Source organism: Allomuricauda ruestringensis DSM 13258 (assembly GCF_000224085.1).
GTDB lineage: Bacteria > Bacteroidota > Bacteroidia > Flavobacteriales > Flavobacteriaceae > Flagellimonas > Flagellimonas ruestringensis.
The window spans coordinates 2,678,077-2,699,032 of the sequence record NC_015945.1 but is presented as its reverse complement, the minus strand read 5'-3'; the positions used below and the strand labels follow the sequence as shown (position 1 = coordinate 2,699,032).

The following is a 20,956-nucleotide window of genomic DNA, read 5'->3' as shown; positions in this document are numbered from 1 at the left end:
AATTTGCTGCAAAACCAAAATGGATGAAAAATACTGCACTTACCAAAACGCATGAGGCATTGGGAGCTAAAATGGTACCTTTTGCGGGCTATAATATGCCTGTTTCCTATGAAGGTGTAAATATTGAACACGAAACCGTTCGCAAGGGGGTAGGTGTGTTCGACGTTTCGCACATGGGCGAGTTTTTGATCGAGGGTCCAAAGGCTTTGGAACTGATCCAAAAAGTGACGACAAATGACGCTTCCAAACTGACCGTAGGAAAAGCGCAGTATAGTTGTTTGCCCAACGAAACGGGCGGAATCGTGGACGATCTAATTGTTTATAGGGTAAAAGACGAGACCTATCTTTTGGTGGTAAATGCATCCAATATTGAAAAGGATTGGGAGCATATCTCTAAATACAATAAAGATGTTGATGCCACTATGCGGAATATTTCGGATGATTATTCCTTATTGGCCATCCAAGGGCCCAAGGCGGTAGAGGCTATGCAATCCATCACTTCTGTGGATTTATCCGCCATTAAGTTCTACAACTTTGTTGTTGACGATTTTGCAGGAATTGAGCATGTCATCATATCTGCTACGGGATATACCGGTTCCGGTGGGTTCGAAATCTACTGTAAGAATTCCGAAGTACAGCAAGTATGGGACAAGGTATTGGAGGCCGGTGCCGATTTTGGCATTAAGCCTATTGGTTTGGCCGCTCGTGACACCCTTCGCTTGGAAATGGGCTATTGTCTTTACGGAAACGACATCGACGACACCACCTCTCCGTTTGAAGCTGGCTTGGGTTGGATTACCAAATTCACCAAGGAATTTGTGAACAGTGAAGCCCTTGCCAAACAAAAAGAAGAAGGTCCCAAAAGAAAACTGATTGCTTTTCAAATGGAAGAGCGGGGAATTCCCAGGTCCGGATACCCTATTTTGGATGCCGATGGCAACGAGATAGGCAAAGTAACATCAGGAACCATGTCGCCATCCCTATCCAAAGGAATTGGCCTTGGATATGTTACCACTGAATTTTCAAAAGTTGATACCCCTATCCATATTCAGATACGAAAAAATACTGTTTTGGCAAGCATTGTAAAATTGCCATTCTACAAAAACACCTAACTAACATTTGGATAAAAAAAAGATATTGATATTGGGAGCGAGTGGATTTGTGGGCAATGCCATATACAAAGAACTCTGCTCCTATTTTGATACTTACGGTACTTACTGCTCCAATCGTTCTTTTGCCAAGAACAAACAGTTTTTACGCTACGATATTGAGGAAGATGATATTTTTAAGGTTCTTGAAAAGGTTAAGCCAGATGTAATTGTATCATCGCTCCGGGGAAATTTTCCCGCACAGATTCAGGCCCATCAACATTTGATGGAGTACTTGATGCAAACAGATACAAAATTGTACTTTATTTCATCTGCCAATGTTTTTGATGCCTACAGCAAGTTTCCATCCTACGAGCATGACAAAACCCTATCGTTAAGTGTCTATGGACGCCTCAAAATAAAAATCGAAAACATGATGATGCGTTTGCCTAAAGGTAAAACCGCAATACTTCGTGTACCTATGGTTTTTGGAAATGCTTCGCCCCGAATCAAAGAAATAAAGGAAAACATAGCGAACAAAGAACCTATTGAGGTATTCCCGAACCTTATCATTAACGTGACCAACGATGATAGGCTTACACAACAAATCCACTACCTCATCAATAGAAACAAAACAGGCATTTATCATTTGGGCAGTAACGATCTTATCCAGCATGAGGAATTTATCAAAGAGGTCATTGAACATTTGGGAAATTATCATCCGATTTATAAAAGGGTCTACACCACCAACGAGGATAGATATTTGGCCGCTCTGCCCAAGGACAATGTCTTGCCAAAGAACCTGCGCATCAGTTGCCAAGAAATTATAGAGCACCATCTCCCCGTATAGTTTTCTTTTCATCACTTAATTGGTTATCTTCTAGAAAAATGAAGATGTATGAAGAAGTTGACCACCAATGAAATTACAGAAGCCTTGAAAAACCTATCGGGTTGGGCCTTAAAAGATGATATGATCGAGAAAACCTTCACTTTTGGGGACTTTAAGGAGGCTTTCGCCACAATGACGCACATTGCCTTTGAATGTGAAAAGCAAAACCATCATCCCAACTGGGAAAATGTCTACAACAGCCTCACGATCAAACTAAGTACACACGATGCGGATGGGGTTACCCAAAAGGATGTCGACCTGGCCAAATCCATAGATGAAATAGTTGGGTAGCACAACCAATATTCAACTTGACAAAGGGGCTTTTTTTGCTAAATTTGCTGTCATCCAGAATTTAAGACTATATGGGAAGAGCATTCGAATTTAGAAAAGCACGAAAAATGAAGCGTTGGGCAGCCATGTCCAAAGCGTTTACCAGAATTGGAAAGGATATTGTGATGGCCGTTAAAGAAGGTGGTCCCGACCCCGATGCCAATTCCAAGCTACGTGCCGTAATTCAGAATGCCAAGTCCGTAAACATGCCAAAGGACAATATTGAGCGTGCCATTAAAAGGGCTTCGGACAAAAATCAGGGCGATTACAAAGAAGTACTTTTTGAAGGCTACGCACCCCACGGCATTGCTATCTTAATTGAAACGGCCACCGACAACAACACACGGACCGTGGCCAACATTCGTAGTTATTTTAACAAATGTAACGGGAGCTTAGGCACATCGGGCTCTGTTGAATTTATGTTCGACCATACCTGCAACTTTACCATTAACGGAGAAGGCATCGACCCCGAAGAACTGGAACTGGAAATGATTGATTTTGGTGCCGAAGAAGTATTTGTGGATGAAGACGGCATCCATATTTATGCGCCTTTTGAAAATTTTGGTGCCATTCAAAAAGAATTGGAATCGAGAGAGATTGAAATCGTTTCCTCTGGTTTTGACCGCATTCCACAAGTAACCAAAGAACTCAATGAAGAAGAAGTGGCCGATGTAGAAAAACTTCTGGAAAAAATCGAAGAGGACGATGATGTGCAGAACGTTTTTCATAGTATGAAAGAATAGAAATTTCCTTTATTATAAACAAAAGGGGCTTGCCAATTGGCAAGCCCCTTTTGTTTATTCCTTATTTAGTGATCATTCAAATTTGGAAGCATCCAAATTAAAAAATCGTACCGCATTGTTAAAGAATATATCTCGTTTTTGCTCTTCGGAAAGATAGTTGGCACTTTCAATCACTTCAATGGAAGTTTCGAGCAATTCCGGCCACATCATTAAATCCGTTCCGTACATAATTCTTTTGGCAAAACCTGCCTGTACCAAGCGCTTTAAATACGCATGGATTTCCTCCAACGGATACGACCAAATAAAACCGGCCAAATCCACATAAACATAAGCATTGGCGCCCATGAGTGCAATCATTTGGTCCGCCATAGGATAACCCGCATGCATTACCCAAATTTTCAGTTTAGGGTGTCTTGCCAACATATCTTCCAACAAAAAGGGTTGTCCCAGAGAAGCCCTGTACTTAGGTCGGGTAATATTGGCCATTCCATTGCCCCCTGTTCCCATGTGTATTCCAACAGGGATACCCAATTCTTCGGCCACACCAAAGTATTCATCCAGCGACATATCGCTTGGAGACATTCCTTGGTATTGTGGTGCCACCTCGCCCATTACTTTGTAAAAGCCTGTGGACAATGAATCTCTAAATGCTTCAACTGTCATCTCATTGGCGTTGCTGATTCCCAGAGATGGAATTATATGGTCGGGAGCAGCTTTGTGCCATCTATGGATAACCTTGGCATCCCCACTCACCACCATGGTTACGTTCAATTCTTTATTGGCCCTAAGAATGGCCGCATCCATTTCGGCATCGCTTCTGGCAGGCTGTAATGGGGAAATACAATCGTTATTTATAAAAGATGGTGGCTCCTGGTTAGGGCCACTGCCCGGCATATCCTTTAAAAACCATGGGCATAAGGGCGAGGCATTGGGGTTTCCTCCCATCGCGTGCACATGCACGTCAATAATGGGCAGTCTTTTTTTTGGTTCTTGGGCATTGGTGGTAAAAACGAAAGAAAAGAATAAAAAGCAACAAGGTGTAACTTTTGCAATGAATTGGTAGGTTGAGAATTTCATCTGTAGTTTGTTAGTTAATAAGGTTTTAATTTAAAGGTTTTTAAATTAATTAACCCCTAAATGGCCTAATGGTACTATTTTTTAATCCTAAGTTGTTACCATAACAGATTTTCTGATTTTAAATATAATACACTTGCAAACTAAAGGTCTAAAAAGTCGATTTTCGTCAACCTGAACTTGATTCAGGTTCTCATAGTGATTTGTTTATCAGTATGATGAGATTCTGAAATAAACCTGCCTGGCCGGTAGGCAGGTTCAGAATGACGTGTTTCAATACTTTTTAGACCTCTAAGACACCTAATTAACCTAACCTAAAACAATGTTTATCGATAAACTCTTCCTCCAAGACTTTATATGGATTGAATCTATTCGAAAGCTTTCCTTAGACAAGGATCACTTGACATTGTATAGTATTTACGGAAATAGCTTGAGGTCGGTTTGGTTTTATAAAAAAAGTGAGTGACGTCGGAAGGCAAGCGAATTCAGGGGTAGCTATATTGAGGCACCTTGCCCTTTACCCCTTTATAGAAGTCTTGAATTTTCTCAAAGTCGCTTTCTTGGTCATCCGTAGTGTAAAAAGGCTTTCCTATTTTGATTTCTTTTTTGCCAAAATCGAATGCTACCGTAACAATAGGAACATTGGCCTTTTTGGCAATGTGGTAAAATCCCGTTCTGAGCTGTTCCACTTTTTTACGGGTGCCCTCTGGGGCCAATGCTAGACGAAATATTTTTCTGGTATTGAAAATCTGGACAATAGTATCTACCGTATTGGAATTTTTGGAACGATCTACGGGCGCACCGCCAGTCCACCTAAAAAACCATCCGAACGGGGGCTTAAAAAGGCTCTTTTTGCCAATGTAGTTGATTTCTTGGTTGATTACCTTCCTGATCAAGAGGCCTAGGAAAAAATCCAACCAATGGGTATGGGGAACTACGATGATAACACACTTGTCCACATCGGGAAAAGAGCCGATGAGTTTCCATCCCAACAACTTGAAGTAAATAAACTTGGCCAGTTTACGCATTTATTGTGATTATTGTTCCAAATAGAACAATCCCTATATTTTTTCGTACAGTACCTGTAGACGTTCTGGGGTCATAATGGTTTTCCAATCCTTGCCCAAAGCATTTTCCCATAAAGGTTCCAAGCCCAATGAGATGTTTACCATTACATCAAAATCGTTTTGGGTTAGATCGGCACAGACACCTTTAGGCAATTGAATATTGTGCTTGTCCATCATTTTGTTGAACAATGCTACGCCCTTGGGATAAAATTCTTCCAAATGTTGAAACACCAAACAATTGCCTATTCCGTGTTTTATCCCCAAAAGGTAAGATAAACCATAGCTCATGGCGTGTGCCACCCCAACCTGTGAATAAGCGATGCTCATTCCCCCGTGCCAAGATGCCATCATCAATTTGTCCCTGGAATCTTCTACAGGAATATCTCCAAGAAACACCTCTTGGCAAAGTTCCATGGCCTTTTCCCCATAACTCTGGCTAAAAGCATTCAGGTAGGTGCCCGTTAACGATTCCACACAATGGATAAAGCAATCCATTCCTGTATAGAACCATTGGTCTTTGGGAACAGTTTTTGAAAAATCAGGATCCAAAAGTACCTGGTCAAAAGGTGTAAAATCCGAATTGATCCCCAATTTTTTTTCAGGCCCCAACAGCACTGTGGTTCGGGATACCTCGGCCCCTGTTCCACTAATGGTGGGGATTCCAACATGATACAATGCCGGCTTGTTTACCAAATCCCATCCTTGGTAGTCTTTGGCGAGTCCTTTATTGTTCAATAAAATGGATACGGCCTTGGCCAAATCCAATAGCGTTCCTCCCCCAATACCGATAATACCTGATGGAAGCTCGCTGTATTTTTCCCTAATCTGGGCAACAAGCGCATCTACTTGTGCTGTTTTGGGCTCCTCTTCTGCGGAGATAAAAATAACCTCATCATTGAACATCAAGGGAACCTGTGCCAAGAACTGTTGGTTTTCAAAAAAATCGTCGACCATAAAAATAAAAGGGGCCTCCGAGTTTTTTCGCATCGGCAACAAAATATCTCCCAATTGTGAAAAACTTCCCGATCCAAAAATAACTTTGGGTACCATGGGAAAGTTTCGGTAGGTGGTTTTATTTGTAGGGTTTGCTTTATGTTTTTTCAAATTGCTTTCTATCTTCATTAGTTATTCAAATACTTCAAAATTTCTTTGAGGCCACTAAGTTTTAGATGGTTGTTCACCAGCTCGTCCTCAGAAACCATTTCGTGTGCCCATGTGGTGTGAAATGGAACGTGAACAGCTTGGGCCCCAATATTTAAGATGGGCAATATATCCGATTTTAAGGAATTGCCTATCATCAGAAACTCGCTCACATCTATATTTAAATGCTCGAGCAAATTTTTATAGTTACTCTCTTTTTTATCGCTCAAAACTTCTACATGGTGAAAGTATTTGGTAAGTCCGGATTTTTCCAACTTCCGCTCTTGGTCCAAAAGATCCCCCTTGGTCAGAACGATCAACCTATATTTTCCCATCAATTTTGATAGGACTTCCTCCACCCCATCGAGCAATTCCACGGGATGGGATATCATTTTCTTGCCCAGGTTCAATATTTCCCCAATGGTTTCTTGCGAAACCTTATTATTGGAAAGGTCCAGCGCAGATTCTATCATGGAGAGCACAAATCCTTTTATACCATATCCGTAAATATCCAAGTTGGCCATTTCTATTTTAAACAGCTCTTGATCTATCTTGTTCTTGGTTTCGTAGCCTTCCAAGAGTTCCGCGAACTTTTCCTCGGTATCCCTAAAATAGGTCTCGTTTACCCAAAGGGTATCGTCTGCATCAAAACCGATTGTTTTTATGTTGGAGAAATCTACTTCCATATTTTTCTAGCACGATCTAAATCTTCTGGGGTATCAATTTCGATGCCTGTGACGTGGGTTTCCACCATTTTTATTTTCCTACCATACTCCAAAAACCGGATGGCCTCTATTTTTTCCTTGGCCTCCAGTGGCAACATGGGCAATTTTTTAAAATCCATGAGTGCCCGTTTTCTGAAAACATAAACTCCTTTGTGTTTGTAATAGGTTGCCTCTACTTCTTTATCCCTTGGATAAGGAATCGGGGAACGTGAAAAATAAAGGGCAAAACCTTGATTGTCCACGATAACCTTTACCGTGTTGGGGTTGGATATTTCATCCCAGTCGGTAATCGGTGTCATCAATGACCCCAGATCAATTTCTTTCGCTGTATCATTTTTGAATACTTTGATAATTTTTTCCAAGCTTTCGGCATCAATAAAAGGCTCATCACCTTGAACATTGATCACAATATCCACATCCATATCCTCAACAGCCTCGGCAATCCTATCGCTTCCGCTTTCGTGTGCTGTTTTGCTCATGATCACATTACCTCCTATCTCTTTGATCACATCGGAGATTATTGGGCTATCGGTAACCACGTACACTTCGCTAAAAAGCCCTGTGTTTACGGCTGCTTCGTAGGTTCTGACAATCACGGGTTTCCCACCAAGGTCCTGCATCAGTTTAGCGGGAAACCTAGAGGCTTGATAGCGGGCGGGAATCATGGAAATTATATTCACTTTATATCTATTGCTTGAATGAATGTTATTTTTTGGGTCTGATCTTTCTATAAATCCTGAATATGATCAACAAAATGATGATTACCAGAATGGCTGCAATGGGCGGTACCAAGATGGATGCTGTACTCACCGCTACGGCAGCCCCCGTTTCCACCGTCGACACCAATGGATTGACCAATCCTCCAGTGGTTCCAGTGGATGTTAACCTACCTGCTGCATTGGCCCCTTTTATGGCCGTTGCCGTTCCTCCCCCTGCAATAATGGCCAAAGACCAGGTGACCACGGGATCCAAATTAGCTGCTGTGGACACCACTACGGCGGTACCTGCAATTCCGGCCAAGGGAATGGCGATACTATCCAATACATTGTCCACCCAAGGGATGAAATAGGCAAAAATTTCCACAATGGTTGCCACGCCCAAAGTAATGAGTGCGGTTAAACTTCCAATCCATTGCCAGCTATCATTGAGTTCCCAAACCCCTAAATATGCGGCAAAACTAAGGGCAAAAAGGGGTAGAAAAATACGGAAGCCTACGGAAGCTGCCAATCCAATTCCGAGGAACAAACTTATTATGGTATCTGGTTCAATATTCATGCTGATGTCTAAAATAGGTTTTTCCTAGTCAAGAAAAAAATCATCCTTGAAACCTATTAAATAGAGTTGGCGCTCCGCCCTTGTCACGGCTGTATAAAGCCATCTTAAGTAATCTTTATCCACACCGTTGGGCAGGTAAGGCTGCTCTACAAAAACAGTGTCCCATTGTCCCCCTTGGGATTTATGACAAGTAATCGCATAGGAAAACTTGACTTGCAGTGCGTTAAAAAATCGATTGTTCTTCACCCCCAAAAACTTTCGGTATTTGGATTTTTCGTGGGCGTAGTCCTTCATCACCTCTTGGTAGAGTTTGTTGCCATCTTCATACGAAAGGGAAGGCGTCACCGTGGTAATGGTATCCAACAAAAGAACGGTCTCGAATGGTTTTTGATTGGGGTAATCCACCATCTTAACCTTTACCTCCGCAAACTTAAACCCATACAATTCTTTGATGGCAAAGAGTTCCAGCACCTCTATAATGTCGCCATTGGCAATAAAACCAGCTTCGGAATTGGGTTTTAGCCAGAAGTAATTGTTCTTTACGACCATCATATAATCGCCTACGGCAATTTCGTTATCCAAAAAGAGAATGCGTTCACGAATATTCTGATTGTACAGATTGGCCCTTTTGTTGGATCGTACAATGATGGCCGTCTGCTCCTTTCCATTTTCACCATAAGATGAATCAATGGCTTCCTGTATTTCGTTACCATCTATTAACCTCACAATATCTTTATAATTATTAAGTTCAAACTTAAAATCCTCGAAAAATTCTGATTGCAACTGTTCCCTAAGATTGGTTGCATTATAAAGGATGCCCGAATCATCCGATTGCCGCATTACCTCGTCCAGCTCCAAACATTCCACTTCCTTATCATAATTTAAGGACAAGCGGTTTTCGTCGAGTGCAGGGCTCAAATCCAATTTTACGGGCGGTAATTGGGCGGTATCTCCGATCAATATCAATTTACAGTTATGCCCAGAGTGTACATAATACATAAGGTCATCCAAAAGCGAACCATTTTCGAACAGTTTGGAATCTGCAGGTGTATCTGGAATCATGGATGCTTCGTCCACTATAAAAACGGTGTTCCGGTGTTTGTTGGGGGCCAATACAAACTGGATGCCACCACCCGATTGCTTTTTAGGAAAGTATATCTTTTTGTGTATGGTTAAGGCTTTATTTCCGGAATAAACGGACATTACTTTTGCTGCCCTTCCGGTCGGTGCCATTAAAACAGCGATCATTTTTACTTTCCAAAGACTGCTCACCAATGTGGCCACCAATGTCGTTTTCCCCGTTCCAGCGAATCCTTTCAACAGGAACACATTGTCCTTTTTGCCCTCTAAAACAAAGTTAGCCAGCTTATTAAGTGCAACCCCTTGTTTTTGGGTAGGTGCGTGCGGGAATTTTTCAGTTAAAATCTTTAAAAAAGCGGGTGCGTCAAAATCCTTCATGAGTGCTAAATATAGTGGTCTTTTTTAAAGCAAAAAGTTTCCCAATAAAAAAAATATTGTAGATTTGTCTGTAACCACTAAATTAACTTTGAAAGACAGTATCAGATATGTTAAACTTAATTCTTATTGTTGTATTAATATGCCTTGTGACCATAGGGCTTGTTTTCGTTATTGATAGATTTTTACCTCAAAAAGTAAAGCCCGTTTTAATAATTCTATTTGGGATTCTGAGCATTTACCTTGGCTATAAAATATATCATTCCATAAACGCTCCTATTGAGTTTAACAAGGTAAGAAATGAAAGATTCACTAAAGTAATCAACAAGTTAAAGGACATTAGAGATTCACAAGAAGCTTATAAAACAGTAAACGGAAAATACGCCAACGACTTTGAGAGTTTGATCAAATTCGTCGACACCGGCAACTATACCATTACCACACAGCGCGACTCCTCCTTTATGAGATACGACAGGGTATATCAAATTGAAATGCAACAGGACACCATTATTATTGACACTTTGGGGACTGTCAAGGTAAAGGACTCCCTTTTTGGAGCAGATGACCGTTACAAAACCATGATGAACGTTCCCTACGCCCAGAACAATGAAAAGTTTGAAATGAAGGCCGACATTATCGACAAAAGCGGATATAAAGCCCCAGTGTTCGAAGCCAAGGTTAAGAAAAATGTTGTGCTTTACGATCAGCCACAAGACTTGGTCGAAAAGGAAAATTCTTACCAGAGTGTTGAAGAAGTTAATGGTTCAGAAATAAAGGTTGGTTCCTTGACCGATGTTAGTACAAACGGAAACTGGCCACCTATCTACGATAGGAAAAAGATAAATTAGCTATAGCACCGAACGATACAAATAGCACCTATAGAAAACTGTCCATTCAAGCTGGCTTGAATGGACTTTCTTTTTGTGCACTGGACACCATTACCAATAAGGTTCTGGCTTTTGAAAGAGTGAATTTCCAAACACAGCTCACCCCCTACCTGGTGTTAAAGGAGTTAAAAGAAAAGCTAAGCAAGCAGGGCGGGATCGGAAGGAACTTTTCCGAAGTAATGGTCATTCACAAGAACAATATGTTCGGGTTGGTTCCCAAACCTCTTTTTAATAAGGAAGAGCTGCCCAACTACCTAAAATTCAACGCCAAGATCATGGCAAACGACCTTATTGCTTACGATGAGGTTCCCAACCAAGAAATTATGAACGTTTACATTCCCTACACCAATGTAAACAACTATATTTTTGAACTTTTTGGGGAGTTTGAATTTAAGCATAGCGGTACCGTTCTCATCAACACCTTGTTGAACCAAAACAGGACTGCTTCGGAACCGGTTTGCTATGTGCAAGTATCTGGGCGAGAGATGGAAATGATGGTGATGTCCGATAAAAAATTGCTCTTCTACAACCAGTTTGAGTACAAGAACAAAGAAGATTTCCTTTACTATCTGTTGTTCAGTCTGGAACAATTACAAATGGATTTGGAGAAAATTCAACTTAAACTCTTCGGAGCTATTGAGGAAGGAGACCCTATCTACAAACTTTGCTACCAATACATTAAAAACGTTTCTGTTTTTGCGCCCAGCAATCCTTCCTTCCCTATGGAACAATTGGAAAACGAGAGCATAGACTTTTCCATTTTAAGCTCCCTTTAATGCGCATTATTTCAGGAAAATACAAGGGCAAAAGACTGACTGCCCCCAAAAAGTTACCAGTACGTCCCACAACTGACATGGCCAAGGAAGCTTTGTTCAATATCTTGAACAATCGCTTTTATTTTGACGAACTCAAAGTGCTGGACCTATTCTCAGGAACAGGGAACATTAGTTTTGAGTTTGCTTCGCGGGGTACGGAAAGGATAACAGCGGTAGATGGTCACCAAGCTTGTGTGCGTTACATTTCTAAAATAGCACAGGAGCTGGATTTTTCCATCGACACGGTAAAATCTGACGTGTTCAAGTTTTTACAAGGAACGCCGGATAAGTTCGACCTTATTTTTGCTGACCCACCTTATGATTTTGATACCGAACAATTTTTGAACATTGCCAATCTGGTTTTTGAACAAGAGTTATTGTTGGATGACGGGCTTTTAGTCATTGAACATTCCGACCAGACCGACCTATCCGAACATCCAAAATTTTCGGAGAGGAGAAAATATGGGGGTAGTATCTTCAGCTTTTTTGAAGTAGAATAAAAGCAGGCCATAAGCCGGATTCTGTATACCCTTATCATTTATCTAGACAAATGGTTGCCCAAGTGTTCCAACCGCCTACCCTCCAACTCGGGCGTGCAGCCCTCAAACATTGGTTTACATGACGTTTCACCGCATAGAGTTTGCCGATTTCACTACAGCCGAACTGTACTTGCTTTCTGTTGCACTGGTCCTCGCCTCACGGCGGACGGGCGTTACCCGCTATGCCGCACTATGGTGTCCGGACTTTCCTCTTCAAGTAAGGTTACCCATACTTGCAGCGATAAGGTGGCCTGCTATTTGCAAAGGTAATCCAATTGTTAATAAAAAACGGTTTAACTGTGCACATGTAGGCAACTTTGCCCGTTCCTATTTTTATATTTGTAGTAATTGTATTTTTCCCAGCATTGGAACCATTTATAGTATCAGCTAGAAAATATAGACCTCAGACATTCAAGGATGTTGTGGGCCAATCGTCCATTACCAATACCTTGATGAATGCCATTGAACACAACCACTTGGCACAAGCCCTTTTGTTCTGTGGTCCAAGAGGTGTTGGGAAGACCACTTGTGCCCGTATTTTGGCCAAGAAAATCAATCAAGATGGTACGGAAAGGGAAGATGAGGATTTTGCCTTCAATATTTTTGAACTGGATGCCGCCTCCAACAACTCTGTGGACGACATTCGTAGTTTGATAGACCAAGTGCGCATTCCTCCGCAAACCGGAAAGTACAAGGTGTATATTATTGATGAGGTACACATGCTCTCCCAATCAGCCTTCAATGCATTTTTGAAGACCTTGGAAGAACCACCAAAACACGCCATATTTATCTTGGCAACCACGGAGAAGCACAAAATAATCCCGACGATTCTATCCCGATGCCAAATTTTTGACTTTAAGCGCATCACGGTAAAGGATGCCTCGGAATACCTAAAACATATTGCGGAGCAGCAAGGGATTGAAGCTGAAGAGAGCGCCTTGCACATTATTGCACAAAAGGCAGATGGAGCTATGCGTGATGCCTTATCAATCTTTGATCGTGTGGTAAGCTTTTCCGGAAAAGAATTGACCCGAAAGGCCGTAACGGAAAACCTCAACGTTCTCGATTACGACATTTATTTTTCTGCCACGGATTTGATTCTCGCAAACAATATCCCAGAACTCCTGGTGCTGTTCAACAAAACCTTGTCCCTCGGGTTCGATGGGCATCACTTCATCACTGGGTTGGCCTCACATTTCAGGGATTTGATGGTCTGTCAACATCCAGAGACCTTAAATCTGTTGGAAGTGGGTGACGATGTGAAGCATCAGTATCAAGACCAGGCAAAAAAGACATCAAAGGAATTTCTTGTCAAGGCCATAGATCTGGCGAACGATTGTGATTTAAAGTACAAGACCAGTAAAAATCAGCGGCTGCTCGTTGAGCTTACCCTAATGAAGTTAGCCTCTATCACTTTTGATGGAGAAAAAAAAAACGCTGATTTCATAATTCCTGCTTCTTATTTTGCAGGGAAAAAAATTACATCCAACGGTACAAAGCCACCTCAAAGTAATGGCACTCCTACCCCACCAAAAGAAGACAACCGAGCAACCGAGCAGCCCACCCTAAAAGAACCCATAAATAATACTCCTGAACCAAAAGAAGCGGTAAAGGAACAGCTAAGCGAACCCAAAGAGCCATATCAGCCTAAAAAAATTGAAATTAAAACTTCAGAAAAACGGGTCTCGGGGCTTTCGTTATCGAGCATCAAGGTTAAAAAGGCACACGAGAACACAAAATCCCCAGGCATAGACGAAAAGGACTTGCCCAAAGATGCCTTTGAAGAAAAAGAGATGCAAAAGCATTGGGATGATTTTGTACATCAATTGGAAAAGCAGGGCAGAAAAATATTGGCGAGCAATCTACAAAGTGATGTGCCCAAACTTAAGAACGAAAACACCATTTGGATAGAGCTTCCCAACGGTACAATGAAAAAGGAAATAGAGCGCGAACAAAGTTTGATGCTCGACTACCTGAAACAAAAATTGAACAACTATTCCATTTCGCTTTACATTACCGTGAACGAAGAGGTGGCCAAAAAGTTCGCCTTTACTCCCGAAGAGAAATATGAAAAGTTACGGGAGAAAAATCCAAATTTGGATTTACTCCGTCAGGAGTTCGATCTAGACTTTTGATTTGTTCAAAAACCGCGTTCTCAATCCATATACCAACATCACTATCGCAGCAATCAACGACCCCAAGGATTCCCTTCCTTCTTCAATATTTACGGTTTTCATACCATGATCAAGTTGAACACCTTCGTAGGTCTCTGGCCAATACATAAAGAACAACACCAAAAAGAAAATCGTAAGCAAGAAATAGATACTTGATTTCAGTTTTTTAAGGATAAATAGTATCGAAGCCACAGCAGCAGCCAAATAAATCAAAATCCATTTAAGCGCATCAGGGTCATTGAATTGCACCACGATGGCATAGCCAAACAAAAGCGTAAAAACAATTGCGAAAATTTTAAAAAACGTTTCCATATTTATTGAATTATATGATTTTTAAGCACTTGATAAACCTCCGTGGCTAGCAGTTCTTGCTTTGGCAAATTGCTTTCGCTATTGGTCACTAGAATGGGCCAATCCTCCTTATTTTCGGGTATTCTTCCATGAGATCCTTTCACCAATTCAGCTTTTAAAGGAATAATGTCCAATACCGTTCTAAAGCCCAGCTTCTTTTTTAGGAGTTTCCACAGCACTTTAAATATAACGAGTTTATCCGAGGGATCTGTAAACATTTCAACGGGGTCGTAACCCGGTTTTTTGTGTATGTCCACCATTCTGGCATAATCGGGCGCTACGGCATCATCTTCCCAAAAATAATAAGTAAACCAACTATCCTTATCCGCTACAAGTACAAAGTCACCTGCACGTTCGTGATTTAAGTGATTGACTTCCCGTTCGTCCTTCGGAATGACTTTTTCCACGCCTGGGATTGTCTTTAGATATTCATGCAGTTTTTCGTAATCTGTGGATTCTTTTGCATAAACATGCGCTATTTGATGGTCGGCTACCGCAAAAGCATCACTTGCCCCAGCATCCAAAAGTTCCAATCCCCGCTCAACTCTAATACCCAAATATCCTTCTTTTCGTAAATGTCGGTTAATGTGGATAGGGTTGGATACATTGGTAATGCCATACTCGGACAATAAAACAATATTGGCCGATTGTGCTTCATAATGCACGACCAAATCCTTGACCACGGCATCAATTTCGTTCAAATCCTTTTGTAGAACATCAAAATCCAATCCGTAGCGTTGGGTGTTGTAATCCAAATGGGGCAAATACACCAATGTCAAGGTCGGATTGTTTTCCTTGTCCATTTCCATCGTGGCATCAGCAATCCATCTACTGGATGCTATGGATGTTTTGGGTCCCCAGAATTTGAACAACGGGAATGTTCCCAATTTCCCCTGTAACTTGTCTCGCAATTCTGCTGGATAGGTATAAATGTCCGGAATTTTTCTACCGTCCGCCAGATAATTGGGTCGCGGTGTGGCGCTAAAATCCACAGTGCTGTACATATTGTACCACCAGAACATATTGGCGCAAGTGAAATTTGAATCCAATGCTTTCAACTCGTCCCAAATCTTATTGGACTGCACCAAGGGATTTCCCTGCCGCCAAAACTTCACCTCCAATTCATCTTTGAAGAACCATCCATTGCCAACAATGCCGTGCTCGGTCGGCCACTTGCCCGTGAGGTAAGTACTTTGGGCCGAACAGGTTACGGCAGGCAAAACAGGCTTTACCACACCGCCTTTTCCCTTTTCCAAAAATGATTTTATAAATGGTGTGTGCTCTCCTATCAATCGATTGGTAAGCCCTACAATGTTGATTACAACGGTCTTCTTCATTTTAATCTTGATTTCATCCAGTCCAGCTCCCTTGCAATGGACTCTGTAATCGGCACTTTGAGTTCATTGGGCAAAACATCCCAAGTATAGGTTTCCACTTCTATGTGATGGCTCACAAAATTGTCCTCCAAATAGTCTAGCACTTTCACAATCTGGTCTTGGGTGGATTGAAGCAATCCATAATCCTTTAAAAATATGGGGACGTGAAAATGGGAACGCAACTCTTTAAAAGGTGCCTTTTTTTCCAAAACAATCGGCAAATCGTTATACGTTTTCACCTTTCCATTCACCATTTCAGTAACCTGATGCAGATACACGGGCTCGTTGAATTGGGCCAAAGTACTCCACAACTCCTCTTGCTTATCGCTGTTATACATAATTTTGAGAGCAGCACTTACTTGAATCTTACCTACATTAATGTTAGCCGCCTTGAACTTTTTAAAAGTCAAATTCGGAGCTTCGTAGGCCAAGGCGAAATGACAAACATCATAGCATATCGTAATATATCTTTTGAGTAGCTCCTCCGTTTTTTCCTCACTTAATTGAAACGGTTCAAAAGCTTTGATGGCCTTGGGAACCAAATAATCTTTGTAGTAATCAAGTACTTCTTGGGTGTTCTCCAAAAATCCATCGGGCTCTGGCTCCACATCCAAATGCATATACCTGCCCGATGCTTTTTCTATTTTGTAGAGTTCCAACGCCACCTTGACCATATTTACTGCTCCTTTGGCAAAGGCCCGCTCCTTTTGTGCCTCACCATCAAACCAATGTTTGTAGGAAACAGGTGATGTAGAAATACCGCATTCCATACCTTCCGGTGCCAAGAAATCCAATTGCTTGAACAAGCGTAAGGTATAATCCAGCCGATCACCAGTGGTCCAATCGGGCACGTGAACCAGGTCTTTTACGGGTTCCCCGTGAAAGTTCCCATAGGGAAATCCGTTCATGGTAAAAACGTAGCAGTCCTTTTTGGATAGCCAATGTTTGAAATCTTGAAGTTGTCCGTCATCCAGTTCCAAACTGGCCGTGTTACTGAGTCTGAGTCCCAGACCAAACGCTTCATTGGGCGAAACGCTATTCTTGATTTTTGGCAAATTCTGCTTTAAGCTGGTAAAGGTTTCTTCCCAATCTCCGCCTGCGTGAATATTGGTGCAATAGGTCAGGTGATATTTGTCCTTGATCCTCATAAAGAGTTTTGCGGTTTATACATAAAGCTTCGCACTGCTTTTTCCATTAATGAATAGTCGATACTGTGGACATCTGTTTTGGTTCCTATCTTGGGAATCAGCGGAATGGTAAGCTCACCTCCCAAGTGCTCCCGAAACTCTTCGATTCCGTTGAGTAATTCTTTGATTTTCCCATCCCCTTCAAAGGGCACTTCCAAATGGAAGCCTACTTTTTTGATGACGGAAAGCACACGCTCAAGATCATCTTGCAACACACCGATTAAACTAGCGTAAACCATATCTATGGCCATTCCTATCGCCACAGCTTCACCGTGCCTTAGGCTATAACCCGTCATATACTCCAATTTATGGGCCGACCAATGTCCAAAATCCAAAGGTCTGGAAGAGCCGCTTTCAAAAGGGTCTCCGCCCTCGGCAATATGATCCATGTGTAATTCTGCACAACGATGAATCAAGTAAGCCATGGGTTCCATTTCCCTGTTGGCCAGCGCTTCTGCATTGGATTCGATGTATTCAAAGAATTGTTCGTCCTTTATTAGAGCCACTTTAATAGCTTCAGCTATCCCCGCCACCCAGTCACGTTGTTCCAAGGTCTTCAAAAATTCCAAATCATTTATAATGGCATGAGGAACCGAAAAGGTGCCCAGAAAATTTTTCTTATCAAAAGCATTTACGCTGTTCTTTACACCAACGGCAGCATCATTTTGAGCCAACACGGTAGTCGGGATTCGAATAAGCTTCACGCCTCTATGGGCAATGGTAGCCGCATAACCGACCATATCAACCACGGCACCACCTCCAATAGCTACCACAAATGAATGTCTACAAATGGCATTTTCATTGATGGCATCAAGACATTTGTTAACACTGGATTGGTCCTTTTTGCTCTGTTCCCCACCCGGGACCGCAATAAGATCAGTAAATTGGATTTGATCCTTGAATTGATTACAATATTCTTCTATTTGCTGACCTAGCTTCGGATGGTGGTCCAACACTCCTTGATCTATCACAAAAAGACATTTGATAGCATGGCCTGGACGATATTCTGCCAGTACATTTTTGAACAAAGGGTTCTCTACCGCAAAGATATGTCTGGTAAAAAGCAACTGATATGTATACCTTACTTGAAACGCTTGCCGAATCGTAGGTAATGTATTTTTATTCATAAGCTAGGTAACTGCAAATTGTTTGGCCAAATACATGGATAATGGCAAAAGTAAGAGCATTAACAATCCTATAATTAAATTGGCGTGTGCGACCGCCATGGCGGTATCCAGAAATATTATGGACAACACTCCTGATTTTACAGCCCTCTTTATATTTTCTGGTGTATTATTTTGATATGCCTTGATCAAAGGTTTAAAAACCATAAAAGCAAAAAGTGCCAAAAACAATAGATACCAAAGGTCGCCATTGGCATACACTTGATGCAAATAAAACACGCCTGACAGTACTGCCACGTATAACAAACCCGCCAGCAGTATATTGCCCTTGTTTTTTCCGTGCACCTCTCCCCTGCTGATCATGGTCACAGCAAATATGAATACGATGGGAACAAGGACATAAGGCCAGTTTTCCATAGTATTGAGCAAAGAAATACCCATTAAGAGGTTGAGTCCCCTACAAATACCCATATTGAGGGGTCCAAAGAAAGCATGGTGCTTTGCAAATTTGTTGTAGGACAATATGGCCATAGCCAAAAAAATGGAAATGATACCACTATTGCTGTTGACTAAAAAAGCAAAGTAAATCCCCACCAAAAGCAAACCAAAGCCAAATGACCTTGCTTTGCCCAAAGGAACTATCCCACTTGGAATTGGCCTTTCGGGGCGCTCCACTTTATCAATTGCAATATCAAAAACATCGTTGAGAACAACACCGCCCGCATATAAAAACACGGAGGCCAATATCAACATCAAAAATGGAAACATATCCACAGTTGGTATTGCAAATGTCCCTATTCCAGCAAATAGGCCCGATATGGATATGCCTGCCAAAATATCGGCTGCAGCGGTAGGTAAATTGGGAGGCCTACACAGTTGGAGATATGCCTTTACTCGTGGCCCCATTAAACGATTTTGTTATCCTCTACCTTTGGCTCCTGACCACGAAGTACACTATTGTCATTAAATAGTTTTCGCTGATCGATAGCTTCTGGGGTCAACCAGTGTTCCTCTTTCATTTTTCCAGATCTACCGAAAAAGTCCAAAGCATTTTGATAGCATGTTTTTACTACGTCTTCACGGGCAACTCCATTTTGCAACATCAAATTTGCTGTTTTTGGAACGGCTAATGGATCGCTAACGCCCCAATCGGCAGAGCTGTCCACTATAATATTGTCACTACCGAACTTTTTTACCACTTCCACCATTCGTTGGTTGCCCATTTTGGTTTTTGGGTAAATCGTAAATGCAGCAATAAATCCTCGATCCAAAACTTCTTTTACGGTTTCTTCGTTATTATGATCTATCACCACCATTCCTGGATCAATACCATGCTCCAAACAGACTTCCATACTTTTAATGGTTCCTGCCTTTTTGTCCCTGTGCGGGGTATGTACTTGAACCATCATGTTAAAGGTTTTGGCCAGTTCCAATTGCTCCCTGAAAAAACGGTCTTCTGCCTCGGTTTGGTCATCGTAACCAATCTCGCCAATGGCCACAACGTTCTCTTTATGTAAATATAGTGGCAACAATTCCATCACCTCTTCGGCCAATGGCACGTTGTTGGCTTCTTTTGAGTTAAGTCCAATGGTGCAGTAATGCTGTATCCCAAATTGCGATGCCCTAAACGGCTCCCACCCCACAAGACTGCTAAAATAGTCTTGAAAGGAACCTACTTGGGTTCTTGGTTGTCCCAACCAGAATGATGGTTCTATCAGAGCTACAACCCCAGCTGCCGCCATAGCTTCATAGTCATCCGTGGTTCTGGATGTCATGTGAACATGTGGGTCTATTATCATTAGTTTATCATCCATGCTATTATAAATTTTTCCAAGTTATATCTCCCTGCTCCACATTTTGCAGATGGGTGTGGTATGTATCAAGTAATTTTTTCGCTTCAACGGAGGTGGAGTGAAAACAAACCAAAGTGGCTGCCTTTTGCTCCCGTTCTTCCTCACTTTTGAACAAGCTTTCTATATCATCAACCAAGTTATCTTCCAAAAAATTGGATACCGGTCTCCAAAACATAGGGTCCACATCTCTTGATGCCGCCCATCTCTCATGTGCATAATCGGAAATGATGCGCGCCAAATCCTTGTTGGCCATTTTCCCTATTTCAGGTATCTTTTTCAAATCTTGCTGCATAAAAGCAGCCTTAAGGTACATTTGGTTCCACTCGGCGGTGGTAAAATATTCAGATGGATATGGATTGTATTGGGAAATGGCATTAAAAACCGTAGCAATGTTGGTTCTTAGCGCCTCAACGGCAGCAAACTTGAAATTCTTTGGCTCTGGTAACAAAACCAAATATTTTAGAAAAGTTTCCAATTCGGTTTTATCAGCAACCTGAATCAATTGCTGTACCGGCTTTAAAAATTCTTCTCCAGCTTCGAGCACGGAAGAGAGTATAAAAATTCTGGAAACCTCCAAGGTCGACGCCTTTTGTATTTCCAAATAGTCTTTCCATTCAAAATCCTGAGAACCAAAATCAGTTATGGGCCTATCGTCGATTTTGGAAGTGCACAGACTATAGGTTATGTATAGATCTTTCCTGCTTTTGGTGTTCGAGATTTGCGCTACGGCACTTGTCAACCAATGGAATTCAGGTTCGCTTAAATTTAATTTTAGAATATCGGAGAGATAATCTTTAGAGGTTTTGGTCATAAGATATAGACTAGAATCTGTTGGTTTTACAAATATAACGAGGGTTCAGCGAA

Annotated in this window: 22 protein-coding genes and 1 other RNA gene; 8 read left to right on the top strand and 15 right to left on the bottom strand. The window is 41.6% G+C overall.

From position 1 onward, the window contains the following. Window positions 1–23 precede the first annotated feature (23 nt). The 4 genes from gcvT (at window position 24) to MURRU_RS12110 (ending at window position 3,050) form a co-directional block, all read left to right on the top strand. Window positions 24–1,112, top strand: coding sequence for a glycine cleavage system aminomethyltransferase GcvT (gene gcvT, locus MURRU_RS12125; protein WP_014033763.1), 1,089 nt, complete (start codon window positions 24–26; stop codon window positions 1,110–1,112). 7 nt (window positions 1,113–1,119) lie between these two features. After that, window positions 1,120–1,938, top strand: a complete 819-nt coding sequence (locus MURRU_RS12120) for a sugar nucleotide-binding protein (protein WP_014033762.1) — start codon at window positions 1,120–1,122, stop codon at window positions 1,936–1,938. A gap of 48 nt (window positions 1,939–1,986) precedes the next feature. Beyond that, a complete protein-coding gene (locus tag MURRU_RS12115; protein WP_014033761.1) occupies window positions 1,987–2,268 on the top strand; it encodes a 4a-hydroxytetrahydrobiopterin dehydratase in 282 nt (93 codons plus the stop codon). 71 nt (window positions 2,269–2,339) lie between these two features. Continuing rightward, a complete protein-coding gene (locus MURRU_RS12110) occupies window positions 2,340–3,050 on the top strand; it encodes a YebC/PmpR family DNA-binding transcriptional regulator (RefSeq protein ID WP_014033760.1) in 711 nt (236 codons plus the stop codon). Window positions 3,051–3,122: 72 nt separating this feature from the next. Here MURRU_RS12110 and MURRU_RS12105 read toward each other — a convergent pair whose 3' ends face one another. The 7 genes from MURRU_RS12105 to MURRU_RS12075 form a co-directional block, all read right to left on the bottom strand. Further along, window positions 3,123–4,127 (bottom strand): amidohydrolase family protein, encoded by a 1,005-nt coding sequence (locus MURRU_RS12105; RefSeq protein WP_014033759.1) that lies wholly within the window; start codon window positions 4,125–4,127, stop codon window positions 3,123–3,125. Between the two features lie 482 nt (window positions 4,128–4,609). Beyond that, on the bottom strand, window positions 4,610–5,152 hold the full coding sequence (locus MURRU_RS12100) for a lysophospholipid acyltransferase family protein (protein WP_014033757.1): 543 nt from the start codon (window positions 5,150–5,152) through the stop codon (window positions 4,610–4,612). 33 nt (window positions 5,153–5,185) lie between these two features. Further along, a complete protein-coding gene (locus tag MURRU_RS12095; protein WP_014033756.1) occupies window positions 5,186–6,313 on the bottom strand; it encodes an iron-containing alcohol dehydrogenase family protein in 1,128 nt (375 codons plus the stop codon). Further along, the gene (locus MURRU_RS12090; RefSeq protein WP_014033755.1) at window positions 6,313–7,017 is read right to left on the bottom strand and encodes an HAD family hydrolase; all 705 of its coding nucleotides are present in this window, start codon (window positions 7,015–7,017) and stop codon (window positions 6,313–6,315) included. Before MURRU_RS12090 ends, MURRU_RS12095 begins: the two co-directional genes overlap by 1 nt. After that, window positions 7,008–7,721 carry a 3-deoxy-manno-octulosonate cytidylyltransferase gene (kdsB, locus tag MURRU_RS12085; protein WP_014033754.1) on the bottom strand — a complete coding sequence of 238 codons (714 nt, stop codon included), beginning with the start codon at window positions 7,719–7,721 and terminating at the stop codon, window positions 7,008–7,010. The genes MURRU_RS12090 and kdsB overlap by 10 nt, the downstream gene beginning before the upstream one ends. 40 nt (window positions 7,722–7,761) lie before the next feature. Continuing rightward, window positions 7,762–8,331 (bottom strand): DUF4126 domain-containing protein, encoded by a 570-nt coding sequence (locus MURRU_RS12080; RefSeq protein ID WP_014033753.1) that lies wholly within the window; start codon window positions 8,329–8,331, stop codon window positions 7,762–7,764. A gap of 24 nt (window positions 8,332–8,355) precedes the next feature. Next, the gene (locus MURRU_RS12075; RefSeq protein WP_014033752.1) at window positions 8,356–9,789 is read right to left on the bottom strand and encodes an ATP-dependent DNA helicase; all 1,434 of its coding nucleotides are present in this window, start codon (window positions 9,787–9,789) and stop codon (window positions 8,356–8,358) included. Window positions 9,790–9,896: 107 nt separating this feature from the next. Here MURRU_RS12075 and MURRU_RS12070 point away from each other — a divergent pair, with 107 nt between their 5' ends. The 3 genes from MURRU_RS12070 to MURRU_RS12060 are packed head-to-tail and all read left to right on the top strand — an operon-like array spanning window position 9,897 to window position 11,988. Then, complete coding sequence (locus tag MURRU_RS12070; RefSeq protein ID WP_014033751.1) at window positions 9,897–10,634, top strand: hypothetical protein; 738 nt, start codon at window positions 9,897–9,899, stop codon at window positions 10,632–10,634. A gap of 2 nt (window positions 10,635–10,636) precedes the next feature. Then, window positions 10,637–11,449, top strand: a complete 813-nt coding sequence (locus MURRU_RS12065; protein ID WP_041801500.1) for a DUF3822 family protein — start codon at window positions 10,637–10,639, stop codon at window positions 11,447–11,449. Continuing rightward, window positions 11,449–11,988, top strand: coding sequence for an RsmD family RNA methyltransferase (locus MURRU_RS12060; RefSeq protein WP_014033749.1), 540 nt, complete (start codon window positions 11,449–11,451; stop codon window positions 11,986–11,988). Before MURRU_RS12065 ends, MURRU_RS12060 begins: the two co-directional genes overlap by 1 nt. Here MURRU_RS12060 and rnpB read toward each other — a convergent pair. Beyond that, window positions 11,984–12,285, bottom strand: an RNA gene (rnpB, locus tag MURRU_RS17530) — RNase P RNA component class A. The genes MURRU_RS12060 and rnpB overlap by 5 nt on opposite strands. Before the next feature lie 107 nt (window positions 12,286–12,392). Here rnpB and MURRU_RS12055 point away from each other — a divergent pair. Then, window positions 12,393–14,162, top strand: a complete 1,770-nt coding sequence (locus MURRU_RS12055; protein ID WP_041801975.1) for a DNA polymerase III subunit gamma/tau — start codon at window positions 12,393–12,395, stop codon at window positions 14,160–14,162. On the opposite strand, the gene MURRU_RS12050 is transcribed toward MURRU_RS12055, so the two are convergent. Genes MURRU_RS12050 through MURRU_RS12020 form a run of 7 tightly spaced genes read right to left on the bottom strand, consistent with a single transcriptional unit; the run spans window position 14,151 to window position 20,903 of the window. Beyond that, window positions 14,151–14,513, bottom strand: coding sequence for a transmembrane 220 family protein (locus MURRU_RS12050; RefSeq protein ID WP_014033747.1), 363 nt, complete (start codon window positions 14,511–14,513; stop codon window positions 14,151–14,153). The genes MURRU_RS12055 and MURRU_RS12050 overlap by 12 nt on opposite strands. A gap of 2 nt (window positions 14,514–14,515) precedes the next feature. Further along, window positions 14,516–15,889, bottom strand: a complete 1,374-nt coding sequence (locus tag MURRU_RS12045) for an alkaline phosphatase family protein (protein WP_014033746.1) — start codon at window positions 15,887–15,889, stop codon at window positions 14,516–14,518. Further along, the gene (eboE, locus tag MURRU_RS12040) at window positions 15,886–17,076 is read right to left on the bottom strand and encodes a metabolite traffic protein EboE (protein WP_014033745.1); all 1,191 of its coding nucleotides are present in this window, start codon (window positions 17,074–17,076) and stop codon (window positions 15,886–15,888) included. Before eboE ends, MURRU_RS12045 begins: the two co-directional genes overlap by 4 nt. Further along, window positions 17,073–18,242 (bottom strand): 3-dehydroquinate synthase, encoded by a 1,170-nt coding sequence (locus MURRU_RS12035; protein ID WP_014033744.1) that lies wholly within the window; start codon window positions 18,240–18,242, stop codon window positions 17,073–17,075. The genes eboE and MURRU_RS12035 overlap by 4 nt, the downstream gene beginning before the upstream one ends. Window positions 18,243–18,245: 3 nt before the next feature. Beyond that, on the bottom strand, window positions 18,246–19,145 hold the full coding sequence (gene eboC, locus MURRU_RS12030; RefSeq protein WP_014033743.1) for a UbiA-like protein EboC: 900 nt from the start codon (window positions 19,143–19,145) through the stop codon (window positions 18,246–18,248). After that, window positions 19,145–20,053: a TatD family hydrolase gene (locus MURRU_RS12025; protein ID WP_014033742.1), complete on the bottom strand. Its 909-nt coding sequence runs from the start codon at window positions 20,051–20,053 to the stop codon at window positions 19,145–19,147. Before MURRU_RS12025 ends, eboC begins: the two co-directional genes overlap by 1 nt. A 4-nt stretch (window positions 20,054–20,057) precedes the next feature. Beyond that, window positions 20,058–20,903 carry an EboA domain-containing protein gene (locus MURRU_RS12020; RefSeq protein WP_014033741.1) on the bottom strand — a complete coding sequence of 282 codons (846 nt, stop codon included), beginning with the start codon at window positions 20,901–20,903 and terminating at the stop codon, window positions 20,058–20,060. Window positions 20,904–20,956: the final 53 nt, after the last annotated feature.